Raw genomic sequence first — 18,913 nt, forward strand, 5'->3', positions numbered from 1 at the left:
ATAGCAGGCTAAGCAAGTGCGTAAGTCTACCTGCTAAGGGCTCCATCAGCATGAAAACATTTGCAACAAAAGGGGCACCAAGCGCCCCTGGGCATCAGGCCACTTCGGCTTGATAACCCTCGTCACGGATCGCCGTGAGGATCTGCTCCACCGCCATCGCACTCTGCACCCGCACCTGCTTGCCCGCCAGGTCGACCTCGACCTGAGCCGCGGCATCTTGCGCCTGCACTGCCCGGGTCACCGCTTTGACACAATGGCCACAGGTCATGCCTTGTACATTGAACACTTGCATGGGTTACCTCCTTCAGGTTTTGACGCAGTTTCAAGCTTGCCATCGGGTCAAGGTCAAGCCCTTGCAAGCGCCTGGGCTGGAAATCCGCGCTCACGTCGGCCAAGCTGCGCCTTTGACGATCAGGCAAGCAGGAGATTTTTCATGTTCAGGGCAGCATTGGGCGTCGTCGGGCTTTTGAGCGCGCTGGCTGCGGTGCCACCGGCCAGCGCCGAGGGCAACTCGGACTACAGCGTATTGATCATCTCCCGGGAGCGCCTGGAAGTGGCCACCAGTTGCGAAATTGGCGTCTACCTCAACGACCAGCTTTCCGGGCGCGTGTTCCAGGAGCAGTCCACCTCCTTCAACCTGCCACCCGGCCCAGTGGATGTGCGCCTGCGCCTACTGCCAGGGCAAGCGCCCGGTTGCGCTGCGGGTATCGAAGACCAGCGCAGCACGCGTTTGAACCTGCAGGCGGGCCAGATCAACAATTACCGGATTGCCATGGGCCACAATGGGCTGGAATTGAAGCGCGCCGGCCTCGGCTATTGACCTTGCCTACGTGGCAAGGTTGATGCTGGAGGCCAATCCAAGGAGGACAGCCATGCCCGCATCCACCACGTTCGACCTGCCGATTTCCGGCATGACCTGCGCCAGCTGTGCCGGCCGGGTCGAGCGCGCCCTGCGAAAGGTCGACGGCGCTGAACAGGTCAGCGTCAACCTTGCCACCGAACAGGCCCGGGTCCAGGCTCCGGCCAGCAGCCTGCCGGCCTTGCTCGACGCCGTGCGTGAAGCCGGCTACGGCGTCCCCACCCGCACCGTCGAGCTGCAGATCGGCGGCATGACCTGCGCCAGCTGCGTCGGCCGTGTCGAACGCGCGCTCGGCAAACTGCCCGGGGTCGAGCAGGTCAGCGTCAACCTGGCCAGCGAACGCGCGCACCTCGAGGTGCTCGCGGCCCTCGACGACAGCCTTTTGATCAACACCGTGGAAAAGGCCGGCTATAGCGCCAGCCTGCCGCATGCGGGCAAGAATGAGCAGGGCGATGCCCAGCGCCGCCTGCGCAACGAACGCCTGGCCGTCGCTGCTGCCCTGCTGCTGGCCCTGCCGCTGGTGTTGCCGATGCTGGTGCAGCCCTTCGGCCTGCACTGGATGCTGCCCGCCTGGGCGCAGTTTGTGCTGGCAACGCCCGTGCAGTTCATTCTCGGTGCGCGCTTCTATGTGGCGGCCTGGAAGGCCGTGCGTGCCGGTGCCGGCAACATGGACCTGCTGGTGGCCCTGGGCACCAGTGCCGGCTACGGCCTGAGCCTGTACCAATGGGCACAAGCCCCGGCCGGCATGGCGCCACACCTGTACTTCGAAGCCTCGGCCGTGGTCATTGCCCTGGTCTTGCTGGGCAAATACCTCGAAAGCCGCGCCAAGCGCCAGACCGCCAGCGCCATCCGCGCCCTTGAAGCCCTGCGCCCCGAACGCGCGGTGCGCGTGATAGATGGCCGTGAGGAAGATGTGGCGATCGCCCAGTTGCGGCTCGGTGACCTGGTAGCGGTCAAACCCGGTGAACGGTTCCCGGTCGATGGCCAAGTCGAGGAAGGCAGCAGCCACGCCGACGAGGCCCTGATCAGCGGCGAGAGCCTGCCGGTGCCCAAACAACCTGGCGACCCCGTTACCGGTGGCGCCATCAATGGCGAAGGTCGGCTGCTGGTGCGCACCCAGGCACTGGGTACCGAAACCGTGCTGGCCCGCATCATCCGCCTGGTCGAAGATGCCCAGGCGGCCAAGGCGCCCATTCAGAAGCTGGTGGACCGGGTCAGCCAGGTCTTTGTCCCGGCCGTGCTGGTGATCGCGCTGGTCACCCTGGTTGGCTGGTGGCTGGCCGGCGCCCCGCTGGAAACCGCGCTGATCAATGCGGTCGCCGTGCTGGTGATCGCCTGCCCCTGTGCGCTCGGCCTGGCCACGCCGGCGGCGATCATGGCCGGCACCGGCGTGGCCGCCCGCCACGGCATCCTGATCAAGGACGCCGAGGCCCTGGAGCGTGCCCATGCGGTCAACCGGGTGGTCTTCGACAAGACCGGTACCCTCACCTCCGGCAGCCCCCGGGTGGTCCACAGCCAGGCGCTGGTCGGCAGCACCGCCGAGCTGCACCGCTTGGCCGGCGCCCTTCAGCGCGGCAGTGAGCACCCGTTGGCCAAGGCCGTGCTGGATGCGTGCGCCGAACAGCAGTTGGAGGTGCCTGCGGTGGTCGACAGCCAGTCGCTGACCGGGCGGGGTATCGCCGGGCAAGTGGAAGGCCGTGATCTGGCCCTGGGCAATCGCCGCCTGCTTGATGAAAGCATGTTGCAACCCGGTGGCCTGGCCGCCAAGGCCCACGCCTGGGAAGCCGAAGGCCGTACACTGTCGTGGCTTGTCGAGCGCGGCGCACAACCCCGGGTGCTGGGCCTGTTCGCCTTCGGCGACAGCCTCAAGCCGGGTGCTGCGCAGGCTATCGATACCCTGCACGCACAACACATCAGCAGCCACCTGCTGACCGGCGACAACCGCGGCAGCGCCAAGGTGGTTGCCGACGCCCTCGGCATCGACGACGTGCACGCCGAAGTGCTGCCAGCCGACAAGGCCGCCACGGTGACGGCGCTCAAACAGGACGGCGTGGTGGCGATGGTAGGCGACGGCATCAACGATGCCCCGGCCCTTGCCGCGGCCGACATCGGCATCGCCATGGGCGGTGGCACAGATGTGGCCATGCAGGCCGCCGGCATCACCCTGATGCGCGGTGACCCCCGCCTGGTACCGGCCGCCCTGGAGATCAGCCGCAAGACCTACGCGAAGATCCGCCAGAACCTGTTCTGGGCGTTCATCTACAACCTGGTCGGTATCCCCTTGGCCGCGCTGGGTTACCTCAACCCGGTGCTGGCCGGCGCCGCCATGGCCCTGTCCAGCGTCAGTGTGGTCAGCAATGCGCTATGGCTGAAGACCTGGAAACCCACCAGCAGCGCCCAGGAGGCTCCATGAACATCGGCCAGGCAGCCCGCCGCAGCGGGCTCAGCACCAAGATGATCCGCTATTACGAGTCCATCGGCCTGCTCAAACCGGCCACCCGCAGCGACAGCGGCTACCGCCTGTACCAGCCAGAAGACCTGCACAGCCTGGCGTTCATCAAGCGCTCGCGCGATCTGGGGTTTTCCCTGGAAGAGGTCGGCAAATTGCTGACGCTCTGGCAAGACCGCCAGCGCGCCAGTGCCGACGTCAAGGCGCTGGCCATGCAGCATATCGACGAGCTGAACCGGCGCATCGAAGAGCTGGTGAGCCTGCGCGATACCCTCGGCGATCTGGTTTCCCACTGCCAGGGGGATGAGCGGCCGGACTGTCCGATCCTCAAGGATCTGGCCAACGGCAAGGTGAGCGAATGTTGCCGCTGAGCCGCGCGGCGAGGCTTTGGTATGCCATATTCGCCTAAACACGACCGAATCATCGCCTGCTGCGACATTCCCTAATAAATACGGGCATTTGCCTTCATCTAATCCCGGGCGCTGCCGATGCAGTAACTACCTGCCTCGTGTGTCGACAATATAAAAATTCCGGGAGCGTCGATGAGCATCAAACAGAAACTGACCTGGGCATTCGCGGTCATCGCCGGCTTGCCCATCGTTCTCGTGGCCACCTTGGTGGTCCTCAACCTGCGCGGCGAAGCCCGCGATGGATTCCTCGACAGCAGCAGCCGGGAAATTCGCCAGGTCAGCAACGCGATGAACATCTTCTTCCAGGGCATCAACCAGAACGTCGAATACCTGGCCTCGCAACCGATGATCGCGGCCACAGGCAACAACCTGAACAAGTTCATGAGCGCCAACCCGTCATATGAACTGGGCGATCAGGACAAGCAAGTGCTCGAATTCTTCACCCGCCTGGCCGATTCGCACCCGGGTTACGCCTACCTTTCCTACGGTGTGAGTGACGGCGGCTATGTCGGCTGGCCGGCGGGGCAGAAGTTCGTCAACTACGACCCGCGCCCTCGCCCCTGGTACCAGCTGGCCATGGCCAACCCAGGCAAGACCCTGCGTACCGGCGCCTACTACTGGGCTGCCGACGACGCCGTGCTGGTGAGCACCGTGCGCGCCGTGGCCAACCAGCTTGGCAACCCGGGCGGCGTGGTCAACATCGACGTTTCGCTCAAGGGCCTGACGCAGATCGTCCAGCAGATCAAGCTGGGCGAAAGCGGCTACCTGATGCTGGTGGAAAACAACGGCAACGTGATGGTCGACCCGCGCGATGCCAGCCACAACTTCAAGCAACTGGGCAGCTTCGGCGACGGCTATGCCGCCCTGGCCAAGGCAGGTAAAGGCCTGGTCGAGGTCGAGCTGAACGGCGTGCGCTACATGGCCAACATCTACCCCGACGAACAACTGGGCTGGACCTTCATCGGCCTGATCGAGCAGAGCGAGGTGATGCAGACCACCACCCGCCTGACTTGGCTGATCGGCACCATCGCCCTGGTGCTGGCAGCACTGTTCGCCGTGGTGGGTGCGGCCTTCGCCAAGCTGATCGTGCGCCCGATCAACAGCGTTACCAGCGGCCTGGAAGACATTGCCCAGGGCGAAGGCGACCTGACCCGCAACCTGGAAGTGCGCGGCCGTGACGAAACCGCCCAGCTTGCCAACTGGTTCAACCAGTTCCTCGGCGCGATTCGCAGCCTGATCCAGCACATCGGTGCTGCAGCCAGCAAGATCCTCAGCACCTCCACCAGCTCGACCCAGGTGTCCAACGACATGGCCGAGGCTGCCGGGCGCCAGCGTGAAGCCGTGGACATGGTTTCCACCGCTTTCCACGAAATGGTCGCCACCGCCAACGAAGTCGCCCGCTCCTGCAGCCAGGCGGCGCAGTCAGCCGACAGCGGCCAGCAGCAGGCCCGTGAGGGCCAGCAGCAAATCGATGCGGCGGTGCACAGCGTCGATCGCCTGAGCCAGGAAATCGAGCAGTCGGCCCAGTCGATCCAGCAGCTGGAGCGCGACAGCAACGCCATCCAGTCGATCCTCGGCACCATCCGCTCGATTGCCGAGCAAACCAACCTGCTGGCGCTCAACGCCGCGATCGAGGCCGCCCGCGCCGGTGAACAGGGCCGCGGCTTCGCCGTGGTTGCCGACGAAGTGCGGGCGCTGGCCAAGCGTACTGCCGACTCCACCGCCGAGATCGACGGCCTGCTGGGCAACCTGGCCAGCCGCACTGCCGAAGTCGCCGAGCAGATGCACGCCAGCCTGGAAGTGTCGCAGCAGTCGGTCAGCCGCATTGGCCTGGCCCGCGACAGCTTTGGCCAGATCCGTGAGTCGGTGGATGTGATTCGCGACATGAACACGCAGATCGCCACGGCCGCCGAAGAGCAGCACCAGGTAGCCGAGGACATCAACCGGCACATCAGCCAGATCCACGGCGATGCGCAATTGGTGGCCGAACTTGCCCAGGCTGCGCGGCAGGACTCACAAAGCCTGGCAGGGCTGTCCAACGAACTGGATGCACTGGTGCGACGCTTCCGCACCTGATCGGCCAACCGGCCTCTGTTACCGGCCTCTGGGGTTCACCTAGGCCGGTACAGGGCGCTGGAGGTTAAAACTTCAGCTCCCCCGGCGTCGCCCCGAACAATTGCTTGAACGCTGCGATGTAAGCCGAGGTCGAGTCATAACCGCAGCCCAACGCCGCCTCCGTCACGTTATCCCCCGCCTCCAGCAACGCCAGCGATGACAACAGCCGCATACGCTGCCGCCAATTGCGAAAACTCAACCCGGTCTCCCGCTGAAACAGCCGCATCAGCGTCTTTTCCGAACATGCCAATTGCTGCGCCCATTGCTGCAGGGTCTGTGGCTGGTCTGGCGCGGCGATCAGGCCATTGCACAGCGCCAGCAACCCTGGATGGCGTGGCAGCGGCAACGAGAAGCCCACCTCTGGCAACGTGCGCAACTGGTCGAGCAGCACCGCGACCAATCGCGCCTCAGCGCTGTCACCTTCCGGGTAGTCTGCCGGGAGCAGGCAGAACTGCTTGATCAGCTCCCGCGCCAACGGCGTCACCTCCAGCACCCGGCAGTGCTCCGGTGCCCACGGGCAGGCATCGCGGCGAACGTACAGGCTGCGCATTTCGGCCTGCATCGATGTCACCACCTCGTGTTCGGCATCGGCAGGCACCCACACGCCCCACTGGGGGGGCGCGAAATAGCTGCCTTCGCGGGTGTATACACCCAGCACGCCGCTGATGGCGTAGGAGAACTGCACCCAATCGTGCTGATGGCGGGTGGTCCAGGAGCCGGCACCGAGGCTTTCGGCGCGGGCATACAGCGGCCTGGGCAGATGGTCTAATGCGGGGATGGGCCGTGGGTGTCCGATGATCGGCATGGCGGTTTCTTGTAGTTCTGATCGGACAAGCCTAACAGCTGGGGGGATGACTGTGGCGCCATCCCGCAAGATCACCGCTCTACGATAACCGTCACCCCCTGCCCGCCCGCCGCACAGATCGAGATCAACCCGCGCCCCTTGCCCGCCGTCGCCAGCAGCTTGGCCAGGTTGGCCAGCACCCGCCCACCCGTCGCCGCGAACGGATGCCCCGCCGCCAACGAACTGCCCTTGACGTTGAGCTTGCTGCGATCGATCGCGCCAAGCGCTGCGTCCAGCCCCAGCCGCTCACGGCAATAGTCTGCGTCCTCCCAGGCCTTGAGCGTACACAACACCTGGGCAGCGAACGCTTCGTGGATTTCGTAGTAGTCAAAGTCTTGCAGGGTCAGGCCATTGCGCGCCAACAAGCGCGGCACCGCATACACCGGCGCCATCAACAGGCCTTCGCGGCCGTTGACGAAATCCACCGCAGCGGTTTCGCCGTCCACCAGATAGGCCAGCACCGAGAGCCCCTGTTCCTGCGCCCATGCTTCGCTGCCCAGCAGCACCAGCGAAGCACCGTCGGTCAACGGCGTGGAATTGCCTGCCGTCAGCGTGCCCAGGCCGCTGCGGTCGAAGGCTGGCCTGAGCTTGGCCAGTTGTTCCAGGGTCAGGTCCGGGCGCAGGTTGTTGTCACGGCCCAACGCCAGAAATGGCGTGAGCAGGTCATCCTGCCAACCTTCGGCATAAGAAGCTGCCAACCGTTGATGGCTGAGCAAGGTCAGTTCGTCCTGTGCACTGCGCTCAATCCGCCAGGCCTGTGCCATTCGCTCGCAATGCTCGCCCATCGACAGGCCTGTGCGCGGCTCGCCATTGCGGGGTAACTCAGGTTTCAGGTGGCCAGGGCGCAATTTGAGAAAAGGTTTGAGCCGTTCAGCCAGGCTTTTGCCGCGGTTGGCCTCCAGCAGGATGTGGCGCAACCCTTCGTTGACGGCAATGGGCGCATCGGAGGTGGTATCCACGCCGCCCGCAATGCCGCTGTCGATCTGCCCCAGGGCAATCTTGTTGGCCACCAGCAGTGCAGCCTCCAGCCCCGTGCCGCAGGCCTGCTGGATGTCGTAGGCCGGTGTGCGCGGCGACAAGCGTGAACCGAGCACGCATTCGCGGGTCAGGTTCATGTCACGCGAATGCTTGAGCACCGCGCCTGCCACCACTTCGCCCAGCTGAAGCCCATGCAAGCGGTAGCGCTCGATCAGGCCCTCGAGGGCGACGGTCAGCATCGCCTGGTTGCTGGCGGTGGCGTAGGCGCCATTGGAGCGGGCGAACGGGATTCGGTTGCCGCCCAGGATCGCGACCCGGCGAGGTGAACGCATGCGCATGTTCCTCCTGAAACAATTTAAACCGTACAGCCTAGGTGTTTTTACCGCATTCGAACGACCTTGCCACAAAGTTGGTCCACACTTTCAAGCTTGCCTTCAGGGAGACCCACTCATGAGCGATCGCTACCTCGGCTTTGCCAACTCCAACCTCGGCCGCCGCCTTGTGGATGCCCTTGGCCTGCCACACCCGGCCCCGCTGGAGCGCTGGCAGGCCGGCCGCCTGCGCCCGGTGGAGGGCGCCCTGGTAATCGGTGGCGGGCCACTGACAAGCCGGGTCGAGGCCATCGCCCCGCGCCTCACCGACGAACTCTACAGTTTCAATGCCGAAGGCTTGCAGGCACAGGCCTGGGTGGCGGGCCTGGGGCCGAAGCTAAAGGCCGTGGTGTTCGATGCCACTCATCTGTCCGACAGCGACGAATTGAAGCAGTTGCGCGAATTCTTCCAGCCATTGCTGCGCAGCCTGGCGCCTTGCGCCCACGTGGTGATTCTCGGCCGCACCCCGGAGAGCCTCGACGACCCACTGGCCAGTGTCGCGCAACGTGCACTCGAAGGTTTCAGCCGCTCGCTGGCCAAAGAGCTGCGCAACGGTGCGACCGCGCAGCTGCTGTATCTCGCTGAAGGTGCCGAAGACCAACTGGAAGGTGCACTGCGTTTTTTCCTCTCGCCCAAGAGCGCGTTCATTTCTGGCCAGGTCCTGCGCCTTGAAACCTGCGCCAGCCAGGTCGAGGATTGGACCCGCCCGCTTGGCGGCCGTCGCGCCCTGGTGACCGGTGCGGCACGCGGTATCGGCGCGGCCATCGCCGAAACCCTGGCGCGCGACGGCGCTGAAGTGGTGCTGCTGGATGTGCCGCAAGCGCGGCAAGACCTCGAAGCCCTCGCCGCGCGGCTAGGCGGCCAGGCGCTGGGCCTGGACATCTGCGCCAACGACGCAGCAGCGCAACTGCTCGAAGCACTGCCTGGGGGTATCGACATCGTGGTGCACAACGCAGGCATCACCCGTGACAAGACATTGGCCAACATGACCCCGGAATACTGGGACGCCGTGCTGGCGGTAAACCTCAAGGCGCCGCAGGTGCTCACCCAGGCGTTGTACGACGCTGGCGCGCTCGGTGACAACGCGCGCATCACCCTGCTGGCCTCGGTCAGCGGCATCGCCGGTAACCGTGGGCAGGCCAACTACGCGGCGAGCAAGGCCGGGCTGATCGGCTTCGCCGAAGCCTGGGCGCCAAAGCTCGCCGAGCGCGGTGCCAGCATCAATGCCGTGGCCCCCGGCTTCATCGAAACGCACATGACCGCCGCCATGCCCATGGGGCTGCGCGAGGCCGGGCGCCGCTTGAGCTCCCTGGGCCAGGGCGGGCGGCCACAGGATGTTGCCGAGGCCATCGCCTGGCTCAGCCAGCCGGGTTCCGGTGCGGTCAATGGCCAGGTCCTGCGGGTCTGTGGCCAGGCACTGATGGGAGCCTGACCATGAGCAGACATTGGCACGACCTACACGCCCCGGACTCACGCGCCAGCCTCTACCTGCGCGCGGCCAGCAAACGCAAAATCAGCGGCGACAGCCTGCCGGACACAGGCCTGCGCTGCGTCATTCGGGCCCAGCCCGACAACCTTGCGGCCTACCGCCGGCTCTGCCACTTCACCGACGATGGCCGCTTGCCGGGCACTTATCCACATGTCATGGCCTTCCCCCTCCAGTTGCAGCTGCTGACCGGCCACGACTTCCCCTTCCCACTGCTCGGGCTGGTGCATCTGTATAACCGCATCGAGGTGCTGCGCCCCCTGGGTGGCATCGATGGGTTACGGTTTGCGGTGTACGCCGACAACCTGCAACCTCATGCCAAGGGCGGCACCTTCGACCTGATCACCGAAGCCGAAGATGGCCTGGGCCTGCTCTGGCGCGAAACCAGCCGCATGCTGGTACGCGGGCTGCACCAGGAAGGCCAGGCGAGTGAGCTGGCAGAACGCGAACCGGGCCCACTGGCAGAGGCGAGCCGCTGGTATGCAGACAGCGATATCGGCCGCCGATACGCCAAGGTGTGCGGGGACTACAACCCCATCCACCTGAGCGCCGCCAGTGCGCGACTGTTCGGGTTTCCCAAGGCCATTGCCCATGGTATGTGGAGCCAGGCCATGGCGCTTGCGGCGTTGCGCGGGCACCTGCCGAACAGTGGCTATGGCTTCGAGGTGGATTTCCTGAAGCCGGTGCGGTTGCCATCGGAGGTGGTGCTCAGTGCCAGTGAGGCCGGGCCCGCAGGGGAACTGCGGCTGGATGGGCATGGCGAGTTGCTGCACATGCTCGGCCGTTGGGACCAGCTCTAGGCCGTGTGGCGGCTGCGCAGCCGCCCCCGAATCCTCTTGCTTTGCATCGGACCTGCGCCGAAGCTATGCGGCATTAGGAGAGCCCCGATGAACCTGCAAGAACTCACCGAACGCCTGCACAAGATCCGCGACAACAACGACTGGCGCGGCTTCCACAGCCCGAAGAACCTGGCCATGGCCGCCAGCGTCGAAATGGCCGAGCTGGTGGAAATCTTCCAGTGGCTGAGCGAAGACCAATCCCGCCAGTTGCCCGCCGACAAACTCGCTCACGCCGGCCAGGAGGTGGGCGATGTGGTCCTCTACCTGTTGCTGCTGTGCAGCGAGCTGGGCCTGGACATGGACCAGGTGGTACGGGCCAAACTGGCCGACAGCGAGAGGCGCTTCGCGCGATGAACGACCGTCACTTCGATGAACTGGCCACGCGCTTCGCGGAAAAGATCTACGGCGGTGCCAAAGGTGCAATTCGCCTGGCCGTGCTGCAAGCCGACCTGGCCGAAACATTGCCCGACCGCCCGCTGCGCATTCTCGATATCGGCGCAGGCCTGGGCCACATGGCCCTGTGGCTGGCTGAGCGCGGCCACCAGCTGACCCTGGCCGAGCCCGCCGCGCCCATGCTCGACGGTGCCCGTGCGCGCTTTGCCGAAGCGGGCCAGACGGCCACCTTCATCCAGGCGCCGTGGCAGGACCTGCTCGGCCAACTCACCGAACCCTACGACCTGGTGCTGTGCCACGCTGTGCTCGAATGGCTGGCCGAACCCGAAAGCATCCTGCCCGTGCTGCATCAGCTGACCGCCCCCACCGGGTGGCTTTCGCTGGCCTTCTACAACCGCGACGCGCTGGTCTATCGCAACCTGCTCAAGGGCCATTTCCGCAAGTTGCGCAGCAACCGCCTGGAAGGTGAAAAGCAGAGCCTGACCCCACAGAAACCACTTGATCCACGTGAGCTCAAGGCGCAACTTGAGCCTATGTGGCAGGTCGAAAGCCAGAGTGGTGTCAGGGTGTTCCACGACTATATGCCCAAGGAGTTCCAGGCCAAGGCCGAACTGCTCGACCTTCTGGAAATGGAGCTGGCCCACCGCAGGCACCCAAGCTTTGCCGGGCTCGGTCGCTACCTGCACTGGATCTGCCGCCCCCGCTGACCCCGCCCGCCGGGAGGAATACATGCCGTACCGTCTGTTGTGCCTGGCCCTGCTGCCCCTCGCCCTGGCTGGCTGCCAGGGCAGCAACCCGTATGTCGCCAGCGGCCGCCCGATACCGCCCGCGCCCGCTGCGGCAGCCACCACTTTCGACGCAAGTGCCTACCCGGCACCCGCCCGTGACTATGGGCACTATCGCAGCTGGAGCTGGCGTGACGGCCAGTTGCCCAGCGGCACGGCCAATGCCGACCCGGCGCAACTGGCCGATGCCATCAGCGGCGCGCTCGACCAGCATGGCCTGCGCCCGGCGTGGGGCAGCACCGGCGATTTGCTGGTCAGCGCCGACATGCGCCTGGAAAAACGCCTGCGCCAAGTGCGCGACTATGACACCTACGACCCCTACTACGGCGCCTACCCTTATGGCGGTGTCGGTTATGGCGGCTATCGCAATGGCTACGGTGCCTATGCCAGCGCACCGATCGTGCGCACCTACGAGGTCGAGGTGATGGTGGTGCGCATCGATCTGTTCGACGCGCGCAACGGCCAGCCGGTCTGGAGCGCCAGTGCTGAAAGCAATAGCGACAAGGACTCGCCGCGTGATCGCGAAAGTGCCTTGCGTGATTCTGTGCACAAGGCGCTCAGCGGCTATCCTCCCAGTTAACGTCTACCGGAGAACCATCATGTTGCGCCGTCTCGTTCTACTGTCATTTGCGCTATTACTTGCGGCCTGCTCCAGCAATAACGTCCAGCATGATTTCGACGCCAGCCGCGATTTTGCCGCCTATCGCAGTTGGGCGTGGCAAGAACCCGGCTTGCAGTACCGCCCGGACGACCCTCGAATCAAGAGCGACCTGACCGAGCAGCGCATTCGCCAGGCCGTTGCCGACCAGCTCGACCAGCGGGGCCTGCGCCCGGTGCAGGGCACGGCACGGCCTGACCTTAACGTACGCACGTACCTGATCGTCGAGCAGCGCCAGCAACAGATCACCACCAACTATGGCGGTGGGTGGGGTGGCTACTGGGGCGGCTACTGGGGCGGCCCGATGTACAACGAAACTCGCAGTGTCGACTACAAGGTCGCCACCATTCAGGTCGACATGTTCGATGGGCGTGACGGCAAGCTGGTGTGGCGCGGCAGTGCCGAACAGATCATGAACAATTACCCGCCAAGCCCGGAAGAACGCAATAGCGCCATTCACAATACCGTGGCCAAGGTATTGGCCAATTACCCGCCGGGCAGCAAGAAGTAGCAGTTAGTGGGAGCGGCCTTGCATTGCGATAGGGCCGCTCTCACAAAAGCGCTGCGCCAACCGCGACATAATCCATTTCGACCACGCCTTTTTCCGTTGCCAACTGCACTCCCCCGCACGTTCCCGTCTATCTTCAGTTAAGGAAACCTGACTGACCGGGTAGAAGTGTTCAACAATTAGGGAAGGCGACCTGCCAATGCAAAGCATTGTTCTCTTGATGTGGCTTGCCTTGTGCTCCGAACAGGATGTGCGTCAACGCCAGATATCCAACCTGCTGACCCTCGGCGTCGCGGCCTGCGCCCTGGCGTGGCTGTTCGCTACCGGCCACAGCTGGATCGGCGCCGAGGCCAGCGATGCCGGTTGGGCGCTGGCCATCGTCATGCTGCTGACCCTGCCCGGCTACATGCTCGGGCGCTTCGGGGCCGACGACGTCAAGCTGATGGGCGCCCTGGCCCTCGCCACCAGCCCGCAATATGTACTCGGCACCTTCATCGGGGCCGGGGTCACGGTGCTGCTGTGGCTGCTCACCCGTCGCCGCTTGTGGACCCTGCTCAACCCCAAGGTAAAGAAGCGCTTGCAGGCCCTGACGGAGCAGATGGGCGACAAACAAGCCTTCGTGCCCTACGTACTGGCGGGGTTTCTTCTGACAGCGGTATGGATCCAATAATCATATTTGTGGTCCGATAACTTGTACGGGCCTTGTACAGACTCGCAAAGTACGACTACTTTTAAGCTGCCAGAGCGTCTGGCCCGGGAGCAGGGCCGATTACGAACAGGGAGTTGATCGTGAACAAGCCGTCGAGTGAAGTGAAGGTGCTGGTGGTCGATGACCAGCCATTGATCGTCGAGCAACTGTGTGAATTTCTCGAAAGCCAAGGTCACCCTTGCGTCCCTGCCAATTCCACCGACCAGGCCATCGAGCGCTACCTGGCCGATCAAAGCATTGGCCTGGTGGTGTGCGACCTGCACATGCCGCAGCGCGATGGCATCGAACTGGTCCGCGCACTGAAGCAAATTGCCGGCAGCAAGCGCATGTTCGAAGCGATCATGCTGACAGGACGTGCGGAGAAGCAGGATGTGATCCGCGCCTTGCGCGCAGGTTTTGCCGACTACTACCAAAAGCCCATGAACCTCGACGAACTGCTCGAAGGCGTTCGCCGCCAGGAGCAGGCATTGCTCGAGCGCCAGCGCAACCTCAAGGAACTGGGCGGCCTGAACCAGCGCCTGCAGGACCTGGCATCGTCCGTTGACGAGCTCTACCACGACCTTGAAAAGGCCCGCGGCCAGGGTGTGCATCGGCGTGCCAATGATGTCGAGGAAGGCGAAAGCGAGCTGCCTGCGGTGTTCGAGAAGCTGTCGCCGCGCCAACTGGAAGTGGCGCGGTTGGTCAGCAAAGGCAAGACCAACTACCAGATCGCCTGCGAACTGGGCATCACTGAAAACACCGTGAAGCTCTATGTGTCCCAGGTGCTGCGCCTGACCCACATGCACAACCGCACGCAACTGGCGCTGGCGCTGACGCCGAGTTCTTCCCCGGTGCATCAGCGCTTTACCGCGCATTGATCACGAACGCCGGTGTTGCGCAGGAGCGTATCGAGCGGGGTTCATTGCATCTGATAGGTGAAGCTGAGCGTCACGCGTGGCGTTCGGCTCAGGCTGTCCAAGGCAGCATCCGCCAGAGGTTTCGCTACTTCCACAGCAACATCGAAATAACGCCCATCCCCCAGCCGCAGCCCCAGCGCAGCAGACGCCATCCGGGCATCCTCGACCTTGCCGGCGTTGTACCAGGCACGCGCTGCATCGAGCACCGCATAAGGCTGTACCACCTTCAGCCAGCCGTCGCTGTGCCGAACGCGGTAGTTGAGCTCGTACGCCACACCCCAGCCCTTGTCCCCCGCTGCTTGGTCACGGGGGTAACCACGGGCGAAACCCTGCCCGCCAAACACCGCCCGTTCGCTGTCGGGCAGTGTGTCGTCGCTCCAGTACAGGGCGCCCGAAATCCCCCCCTGCCAAGCGTCGAACAGCGTGTCGCTCTGCAATCCCGAAAGGCGCAACCGCAAGAAGTCGAGGTCATAGTCGGCGTCGCTGCGCGCGCCGAGGTAATCCAGGCCTTGATAGACCCCGGCACTGACGATTCGCAAGCGGCGAGCCTCGGCCTTGCGCCAGTTGCCCTCGAAGGACAGCGCCCGTACGTAGTTGTCGTATTCGCGCACCTGCAAACGCCCCGCAGGCCGATCTTCGAGATGCTCGCTGACCGCGTAGAAGCGCCCCGTCACCGTCAGCCACTCATCCGGCCTGACGATCAGTGGTTGACCAAGGCCTACCGAATAACGCTCGCTTTCCCGCTTCTGGGTGAGATCGCTGCCGTCATCCAGGCGGATACGGGTGCCCGGTGTGCTGCGATAGCGCGAAGCAGATACCAGCAACTGGCTGCCTTCGGCGTCCAGGTACTGGCTGTAAGCCAAACGCTGGTAATGGGCCTGATCATCCCCGGGAGGCAGCAGCAGGCTTGCCTGGAACTGTTCGGCATAGCGGGTCTGGGCATTGCTGGCCACGGTGAACAGCGCTTGGGTGTCCTCACGGCTGCCATCGTTTACGGTAATGCCAGCGGCAAACGGCCTACGCTGCGCGTGCACCGTCAGGTGAGCGGCACCCTCAGGCGAATGCGCCGCGGTCAGTTCGGCGCCTAGCGCAACGCCCGGGATGCGTTCGGCAATGCCGATGTAGCGCTCCAGCGTTTCACGTGTGAGCGGCCGTTCGGCTTGCAAACGCTGAAGCAACTGCTCCAGGTAACGGCGGGCCGAACCGATGTCGCCTTGCAGCCGGTAGCCTTGGATATAGCCCTCCACTAGCACCACCTGGATGCGGCCGTCTGCGACATCCTGCGGTGGCAGGTAGGCATACGAGAGCAGGTAACCGTCCTGCCGATAGCGTTGGGTGAGGCGCTCGGTGAACTGTTGCAACTCGCCCAGCGTGATCTCGTGCCCTATCAGCGGCTGGTAGTGGTCGCGCAGCTCGCTCAGGGGGAACACCGTGCCGCCCTCGAAACGCACCTTGTGCAACACCAGCCGGGTGTCCGCAGGTGCCCAACCAGCAATATTGGCATCTGACAGCGCCAGCCGCAGCGGCGAAGTGTCGGGGCGGTAGGTGTCTATTGGCAGGTTGGCGGCAGGCAGCCGACGCTCGTTTTCATGGCTGTCGAGAAACACCGGCAACGCCTCTGCCTGGGCCAGCAGGGCCCAAGGCAGCAATAACAGGGGCACGACCAGAGGACGCATAGGACGCTCCATGATCCCTCGGGTACCGCGGCGCCAGCCGGTCACACCCGTCACTTGCAAAGCGTAGGTGCTGGCCCGGCAATCGTCGAACGGCTACTCGCTGACCTGAAACGCCACCCGCGCGGTCTCGCCACTTTCATCCAGCGCGCTGAGCTCGATCTGCCCAGCGCGTTCGAAGCGCACCAGCAGGCTGTCCTGGCCCAGGGTCTCGCCCAACGGCTGGCCATTGAGGAACCACCAGCGCCGTCCACCCCCGCCAAGGGCAGAAACGTGCAACTGCAACGGCTCGCTGCTGGTTGCCGGGCGGCGCAGGTTGTCACCCGGGCGTACACCGACGATTGAAAGAGGTGGCGCAGTCGCCGGTGCCTGCGGTGGGCAGGTCGGGTCGACTGCCGGCAAGCGCGCCGCACGCCGTTCGACGCGGGGAAGCCACGGCTCCAGCGGCGCAGGCCAGAGGGCGATGTCACGTACCTTGGCCCCCAGGCAGCTGCCATCGACGCGCTGCCCTTGCGCATTGACCCAGACGCGCTCGCGCAAGCCCATCCCCAGCGGTTGGTCGGCTGCCTGCAAGGTCGGCGGCGTGGTGCCGTCGAGTGTCCAGGCAAAACGCTGGCGACGGCAGTTGGGGTCTTGCCGATTCATCGGCTGGCCCAGCGGCCAGCAGATGGCTGCCACGCCGATGGTATCGGGCACCTGCTCGACCGGCACGCGGATACCGCGCTGGGCGTCGCGGTTGCTCAGCAGGTCATGCACCTGAAGCATCAACGGCGCCGCCGAGGCCAGGCCGAACTGCCCAGGTACTGGCGTGCCGTCAGGGCGGCCGATCCAGACACCGATCAGGTAGCGCGGCCCGACGCCGATCGACCAGGCATCACGGAAGCCATAGCTGGTACCGGTCTTCCAGGCCAATTGCGGGCGCTGCACCAGCTCGGCGTGCGGGTCACGGTCCGGACGCGCCTGGCCACTGAGAATACGCCGGATAATCCACGCCGCCCCTGGCGACAGCAGGCGCCGCTCCAGCAACGGCTCCTGGGGCTGCAGGCGGATGCGCGCACTGTTGCCGGCTCGGGCGAAGGCCGCATAGCCGCCGACCAGGTCTTCCAGGCGGCTGCCCGCACCGCCGAGGATCAGCGACAGGTTGGGCTCGGCCAGGGGCGGCAGCATCAGCGGCACGCCGGCCACACGCATCTGCGCCGCGAAGCGTTTCGGGCCATAGGCTTCCAGCAACTGCACCGCCGGCAGGTTGAGCGACAGGGCCAAGGCCGAACTGGCCGACACCGGCCCGCTGAAACCCATGGAGAAGTTGCCAGGCCGATAATCGCCGTAGCGCCTGGGCACATCCTGCAGCAGCGATTCGGAGTGGATAAGCCCGTCGTCCAGCGCCATGCCGTAAAGGAACGGTTTGAGCGTCGAGCCGGGCGAGCGCAAGGCGCGCACCATGTCGACATGGCCGTAGCGTCGCTCATCGGCCAGGTCGATCGACCCCAGGTAAGCGCGCACCGCCATGGTCTGTGCATCCACCACCAGAATCGCCGCCGACGTGCGCTCCGGCAGGCGTGCACGCCAGCCTAGCAGCAGGTCTTCGAGGCGCCTTTGCAGGGCCGCGTCGAGTGTGGTGCGAATCAGTGGCGGGCTACCGGCGGTGTTCAGCCGCCGCGCCAGCAACGGCGCCAGGGCCGGCTCTTGCCGCGGCGCCAGCAGTAAGGGCTCTTCGGCGGCCTCCTTGAGCTGCTGGGCGGGCCAGACCTGGTACTCGGCCAGCCGTTGAAGCACCTTGTCGCGCGCACGCTGGGCACGTTCGGGATGGCGGTCCGGGCGCAGGCGGCTGGGTGCCTGGGGCAGCACCGCAAGCAGCGCCGCCTCGGCAGGTGTCAGGTGCTTGGGCGACTTGCCCAAATATGCCCAACTGGCAGCCGCCACCCCCTGCAGGGTGCCGCCAAAGGGCGCGCGGTCGAGGTAGATCTGCAGGATTTCGCGCTTCGACAGGTGCCACTCCAGCTGCGCCGTACGCCATAACTGGCGCAGCTTGCCGGCCAAGGTGCGGTCATGCGGGTCGAGCAGGCGCGCCACCTGCATCGACAACGTACTGCCGCCCGACACCACGCGCCCACCGCGCAGGTTCAGCCAGGCCGCGCGGGCCAGGGCCAGCGGGTTGACCCCGGGGTGGCGATAGAACCAGCGGTCCTCGTAGGTCAGCAGTGCCTGCAGGTACAGCGGCGAGACCTCATCCGGGCTGACCGGATAGCGCCACACGCCCTCGGCGTCGGCAAAGCGCCACAATGGCGTGCCGTCTTCGGCCAGCACTACCCGCGCCAGGTCGTCGCCTGGCATGGGCAGCGGCCAGATACGGTCAGCCAGCCACAGCAGGCCGACAGCCAGCACCAGAGTGATGACACCGGCACGGGCAATTCTGCCCGCTCGCGTGCGCGGCCACGCTAAGCTTGGCATCGGGAACCGACTTGGCCAACTGATGGCCAAAGGCTTGGAAACGGCAAACTCGCCGACGTGTCGATCAGGAAGCAACTATGCATGTAGAAGGTTTTTTCGAGTGGCTGGGCCAGGCACTGGGTTCGTTGATCCGAGTTATCGTCGACGCATTGAGCGGGCTGTTCAACCTGCTGGCCAATGCCGGGGGCAATTTCATCGATGGCCTGGCGCGCACGCTGGGCATGGACACCTCGCTGGTCAGCATCCTTGCCCTGGTAGTCGGCCTGATGCTGCTGTACTCGGCCATCCGTGCCTTCATGCGGGCGTCGATCATCCTCGGGATCATCTGGCTGGTGCTGGGGTTGTGGGTGATGAGCTGGGTGATTCACTGAGGCCCTGCCGCCCCTCGCTTTGATGTGTTTTTTGGGTGTGTGTGTAGGAGCGGCCTTGCGTCGCGAAAGGGCCGCAGAGCGGCCCCAGGATTTCGGCGTTAACCTTGATATCGCTGGG

General features: G+C 64.9%; 18 protein-coding genes and 1 pseudogene. 14 read left to right on the top strand and 5 right to left on the bottom strand.

Annotated features, from left to right (window positions below):
- Positions 1-94: 94 nt before the first annotated feature.
- A complete protein-coding gene (locus PC358_RS25725; RefSeq protein WP_033703365.1) occupies positions 95-292 on the bottom strand; it encodes a heavy-metal-associated domain-containing protein in 198 nt (65 codons plus the stop codon).
- A 141-nt stretch (positions 293-433) separates the two neighbouring features.
- On the opposite strand from PC358_RS25725, the gene PC358_RS25730 reads away from it, so the two are divergent.
- The 5 genes and pseudogenes from PC358_RS25730 to PC358_RS28530 all read left to right on the top strand — a co-directional run bounded on the left by PC358_RS25730 (position 434) and on the right by PC358_RS28530 (position 5,794).
- On the top strand, positions 434-820 hold the full coding sequence (locus PC358_RS25730; protein WP_033703366.1) for a hypothetical protein: 387 nt from the start codon (positions 434-436) through the stop codon (positions 818-820).
- Between the two features lie 52 nt (positions 821-872).
- On the top strand, positions 873-3,272 hold the full coding sequence (locus PC358_RS25735) for a heavy metal translocating P-type ATPase (RefSeq protein ID WP_033703367.1): 2,400 nt from the start codon (positions 873-875) through the stop codon (positions 3,270-3,272).
- Positions 3,269-3,679 (top strand): Cu(I)-responsive transcriptional regulator, encoded by a 411-nt coding sequence (cueR, locus tag PC358_RS25740; protein WP_033703368.1) that lies wholly within the window; start codon positions 3,269-3,271, stop codon positions 3,677-3,679. Before PC358_RS25735 ends, cueR begins: the two co-directional genes overlap by 4 nt.
- A 327-nt stretch (positions 3,680-4,006) precedes the next feature.
- A pseudogene (locus tag PC358_RS28525) lies at positions 4,007-4,936 on the top strand (HAMP domain-containing protein); the annotation flags it as partial.
- A gap of 129 nt (positions 4,937-5,065) precedes the next feature.
- Positions 5,066-5,794 carry a methyl-accepting chemotaxis protein gene (locus PC358_RS28530; protein WP_371856447.1) on the top strand — a complete coding sequence of 243 codons (729 nt, stop codon included), beginning with the start codon at positions 5,066-5,068 and terminating at the stop codon, positions 5,792-5,794.
- 64 nt (positions 5,795-5,858) lie between these two features.
- Here PC358_RS28530 and PC358_RS25750 read toward each other — a convergent pair whose 3' ends face one another.
- Both PC358_RS25750 and PC358_RS25755 read right to left on the bottom strand, forming a co-directional pair.
- The gene (locus PC358_RS25750; protein WP_033703371.1) at positions 5,859-6,638 is read right to left on the bottom strand and encodes an AraC family transcriptional regulator; all 780 of its coding nucleotides are present in this window, start codon (positions 6,636-6,638) and stop codon (positions 5,859-5,861) included.
- A 71-nt stretch (positions 6,639-6,709) separates the two neighbouring features.
- A complete protein-coding gene (locus PC358_RS25755; protein ID WP_033703507.1) occupies positions 6,710-7,987 on the bottom strand; it encodes an acetyl-CoA C-acetyltransferase in 1,278 nt (425 codons plus the stop codon).
- A gap of 118 nt (positions 7,988-8,105) precedes the next feature.
- On the opposite strand from PC358_RS25755, the gene PC358_RS25760 reads away from it, so the two are divergent.
- From PC358_RS25760 to PC358_RS25795, 8 genes are all read left to right on the top strand, one after another.
- The gene (locus PC358_RS25760) at positions 8,106-9,458 is read left to right on the top strand and encodes a 3-oxoacyl-ACP reductase (RefSeq protein WP_033703372.1); all 1,353 of its coding nucleotides are present in this window, start codon (positions 8,106-8,108) and stop codon (positions 9,456-9,458) included.
- 2 nt (positions 9,459-9,460) lie between these two features.
- Positions 9,461-10,312, top strand: coding sequence for a MaoC family dehydratase (locus PC358_RS25765; protein WP_033703373.1), 852 nt, complete (start codon positions 9,461-9,463; stop codon positions 10,310-10,312).
- Between the two features lie 87 nt (positions 10,313-10,399).
- On the top strand, positions 10,400-10,705 hold the full coding sequence (locus PC358_RS25770; protein ID WP_033703374.1) for a MazG-like family protein: 306 nt from the start codon (positions 10,400-10,402) through the stop codon (positions 10,703-10,705).
- A complete protein-coding gene (locus PC358_RS25775) occupies positions 10,702-11,451 on the top strand; it encodes a methyltransferase (RefSeq protein WP_033703375.1) in 750 nt (249 codons plus the stop codon). The genes PC358_RS25770 and PC358_RS25775 overlap by 4 nt, the downstream gene beginning before the upstream one ends.
- Before the next feature lie 22 nt (positions 11,452-11,473).
- On the top strand, positions 11,474-12,109 hold the full coding sequence (locus tag PC358_RS25780; protein ID WP_033703376.1) for a DUF4136 domain-containing protein: 636 nt from the start codon (positions 11,474-11,476) through the stop codon (positions 12,107-12,109).
- Between the two features lie 19 nt (positions 12,110-12,128).
- Positions 12,129-12,698 carry a DUF4136 domain-containing protein gene (locus PC358_RS25785; RefSeq protein WP_033703377.1) on the top strand — a complete coding sequence of 190 codons (570 nt, stop codon included), beginning with the start codon at positions 12,129-12,131 and terminating at the stop codon, positions 12,696-12,698.
- 196 nt (positions 12,699-12,894) lie between these two features.
- Entirely contained in the window at positions 12,895-13,365 is a 471-nt protein-coding gene (locus PC358_RS25790; RefSeq protein WP_033703378.1) for a prepilin peptidase, read from the top strand.
- Between the two features lie 119 nt (positions 13,366-13,484).
- The gene (locus PC358_RS25795; RefSeq protein ID WP_033703379.1) at positions 13,485-14,261 is read left to right on the top strand and encodes a response regulator transcription factor; all 777 of its coding nucleotides are present in this window, start codon (positions 13,485-13,487) and stop codon (positions 14,259-14,261) included.
- A gap of 41 nt (positions 14,262-14,302) precedes the next feature.
- Here the strand turns inward: PC358_RS25795 and PC358_RS25800 are convergent, their stop codons facing one another.
- Both PC358_RS25800 and pbpC read right to left on the bottom strand, forming a co-directional pair.
- Complete coding sequence (locus tag PC358_RS25800) at positions 14,303-15,976, bottom strand: ShlB/FhaC/HecB family hemolysin secretion/activation protein (RefSeq protein WP_033703380.1); 1,674 nt, start codon at positions 15,974-15,976, stop codon at positions 14,303-14,305.
- Between the two features lie 93 nt (positions 15,977-16,069).
- Positions 16,070-18,424 (bottom strand): peptidoglycan glycosyltransferase PbpC, encoded by a 2,355-nt coding sequence (pbpC, locus tag PC358_RS25805; RefSeq protein WP_033703382.1) that lies wholly within the window; start codon positions 18,422-18,424, stop codon positions 16,070-16,072.
- A 77-nt stretch (positions 18,425-18,501) separates the two neighbouring features.
- Between pbpC and PC358_RS25810 the strand changes: the two genes are divergently transcribed.
- Positions 18,502-18,795 carry a hypothetical protein gene (locus PC358_RS25810; RefSeq protein ID WP_033703383.1) on the top strand — a complete coding sequence of 98 codons (294 nt, stop codon included), beginning with the start codon at positions 18,502-18,504 and terminating at the stop codon, positions 18,793-18,795.
- Positions 18,796-18,913 lie beyond the last annotated feature (118 nt).

The sequence above is a fragment of the Pseudomonas capeferrum genome, from assembly GCF_000731675.1.
Classification (GTDB): Bacteria; Pseudomonadota; Gammaproteobacteria; order Pseudomonadales; family Pseudomonadaceae; genus Aquipseudomonas; species Aquipseudomonas capeferrum.

Bases quoted from the DNA above. Each gene is read 5' to 3' on its own strand.
- PC358_RS25725 (WP_033703365.1), bottom strand. From the start codon at position 292: ATGCAAGTGTTCAATGTACAAGGCATGACCTGTGGCCATTGTGTCAAA.
- PC358_RS25730 (WP_033703366.1), top strand. From the start codon at position 434: ATGTTCAGGGCAGCATTGGGCGTCGTCGGGCTTTTGAGCGCGCTGGCT.
- PC358_RS25735 (WP_033703367.1), top strand. From the start codon at position 873: ATGCCCGCATCCACCACGTTCGACCTGCCGATTTCCGGCATGACCTGC.
- cueR (WP_033703368.1), top strand. From the start codon at position 3,269: ATGAACATCGGCCAGGCAGCCCGCCGCAGCGGGCTCAGCACCAAGATG.
- PC358_RS28530 (WP_371856447.1), top strand. From the start codon at position 5,066: ATGGTTTCCACCGCTTTCCACGAAATGGTCGCCACCGCCAACGAAGTC.
- PC358_RS25750 (WP_033703371.1), bottom strand. From the start codon at position 6,638: ATGCCGATCATCGGACACCCACGGCCCATCCCCGCATTAGACCATCTG.
- PC358_RS25755 (WP_033703507.1), bottom strand. From the start codon at position 7,987: ATGCGTTCACCTCGCCGGGTCGCGATCCTGGGCGGCAACCGAATCCCG.
- PC358_RS25760 (WP_033703372.1), top strand. From the start codon at position 8,106: ATGAGCGATCGCTACCTCGGCTTTGCCAACTCCAACCTCGGCCGCCGC.
- PC358_RS25765 (WP_033703373.1), top strand. From the start codon at position 9,461: ATGAGCAGACATTGGCACGACCTACACGCCCCGGACTCACGCGCCAGC.
- PC358_RS25770 (WP_033703374.1), top strand. From the start codon at position 10,400: ATGAACCTGCAAGAACTCACCGAACGCCTGCACAAGATCCGCGACAAC.
- PC358_RS25775 (WP_033703375.1), top strand. From the start codon at position 10,702: ATGAACGACCGTCACTTCGATGAACTGGCCACGCGCTTCGCGGAAAAG.
- PC358_RS25780 (WP_033703376.1), top strand. From the start codon at position 11,474: ATGCCGTACCGTCTGTTGTGCCTGGCCCTGCTGCCCCTCGCCCTGGCT.
- PC358_RS25785 (WP_033703377.1), top strand. From the start codon at position 12,129: ATGTTGCGCCGTCTCGTTCTACTGTCATTTGCGCTATTACTTGCGGCC.
- PC358_RS25790 (WP_033703378.1), top strand. From the start codon at position 12,895: ATGCAAAGCATTGTTCTCTTGATGTGGCTTGCCTTGTGCTCCGAACAG.
- PC358_RS25800 (WP_033703380.1), bottom strand. From the start codon at position 15,976: ATGCGTCCTCTGGTCGTGCCCCTGTTATTGCTGCCTTGGGCCCTGCTG.
- pbpC (WP_033703382.1), bottom strand. From the start codon at position 18,424: ATGCCAAGCTTAGCGTGGCCGCGCACGCGAGCGGGCAGAATTGCCCGT.
- PC358_RS25810 (WP_033703383.1), top strand. From the start codon at position 18,502: ATGCATGTAGAAGGTTTTTTCGAGTGGCTGGGCCAGGCACTGGGTTCG.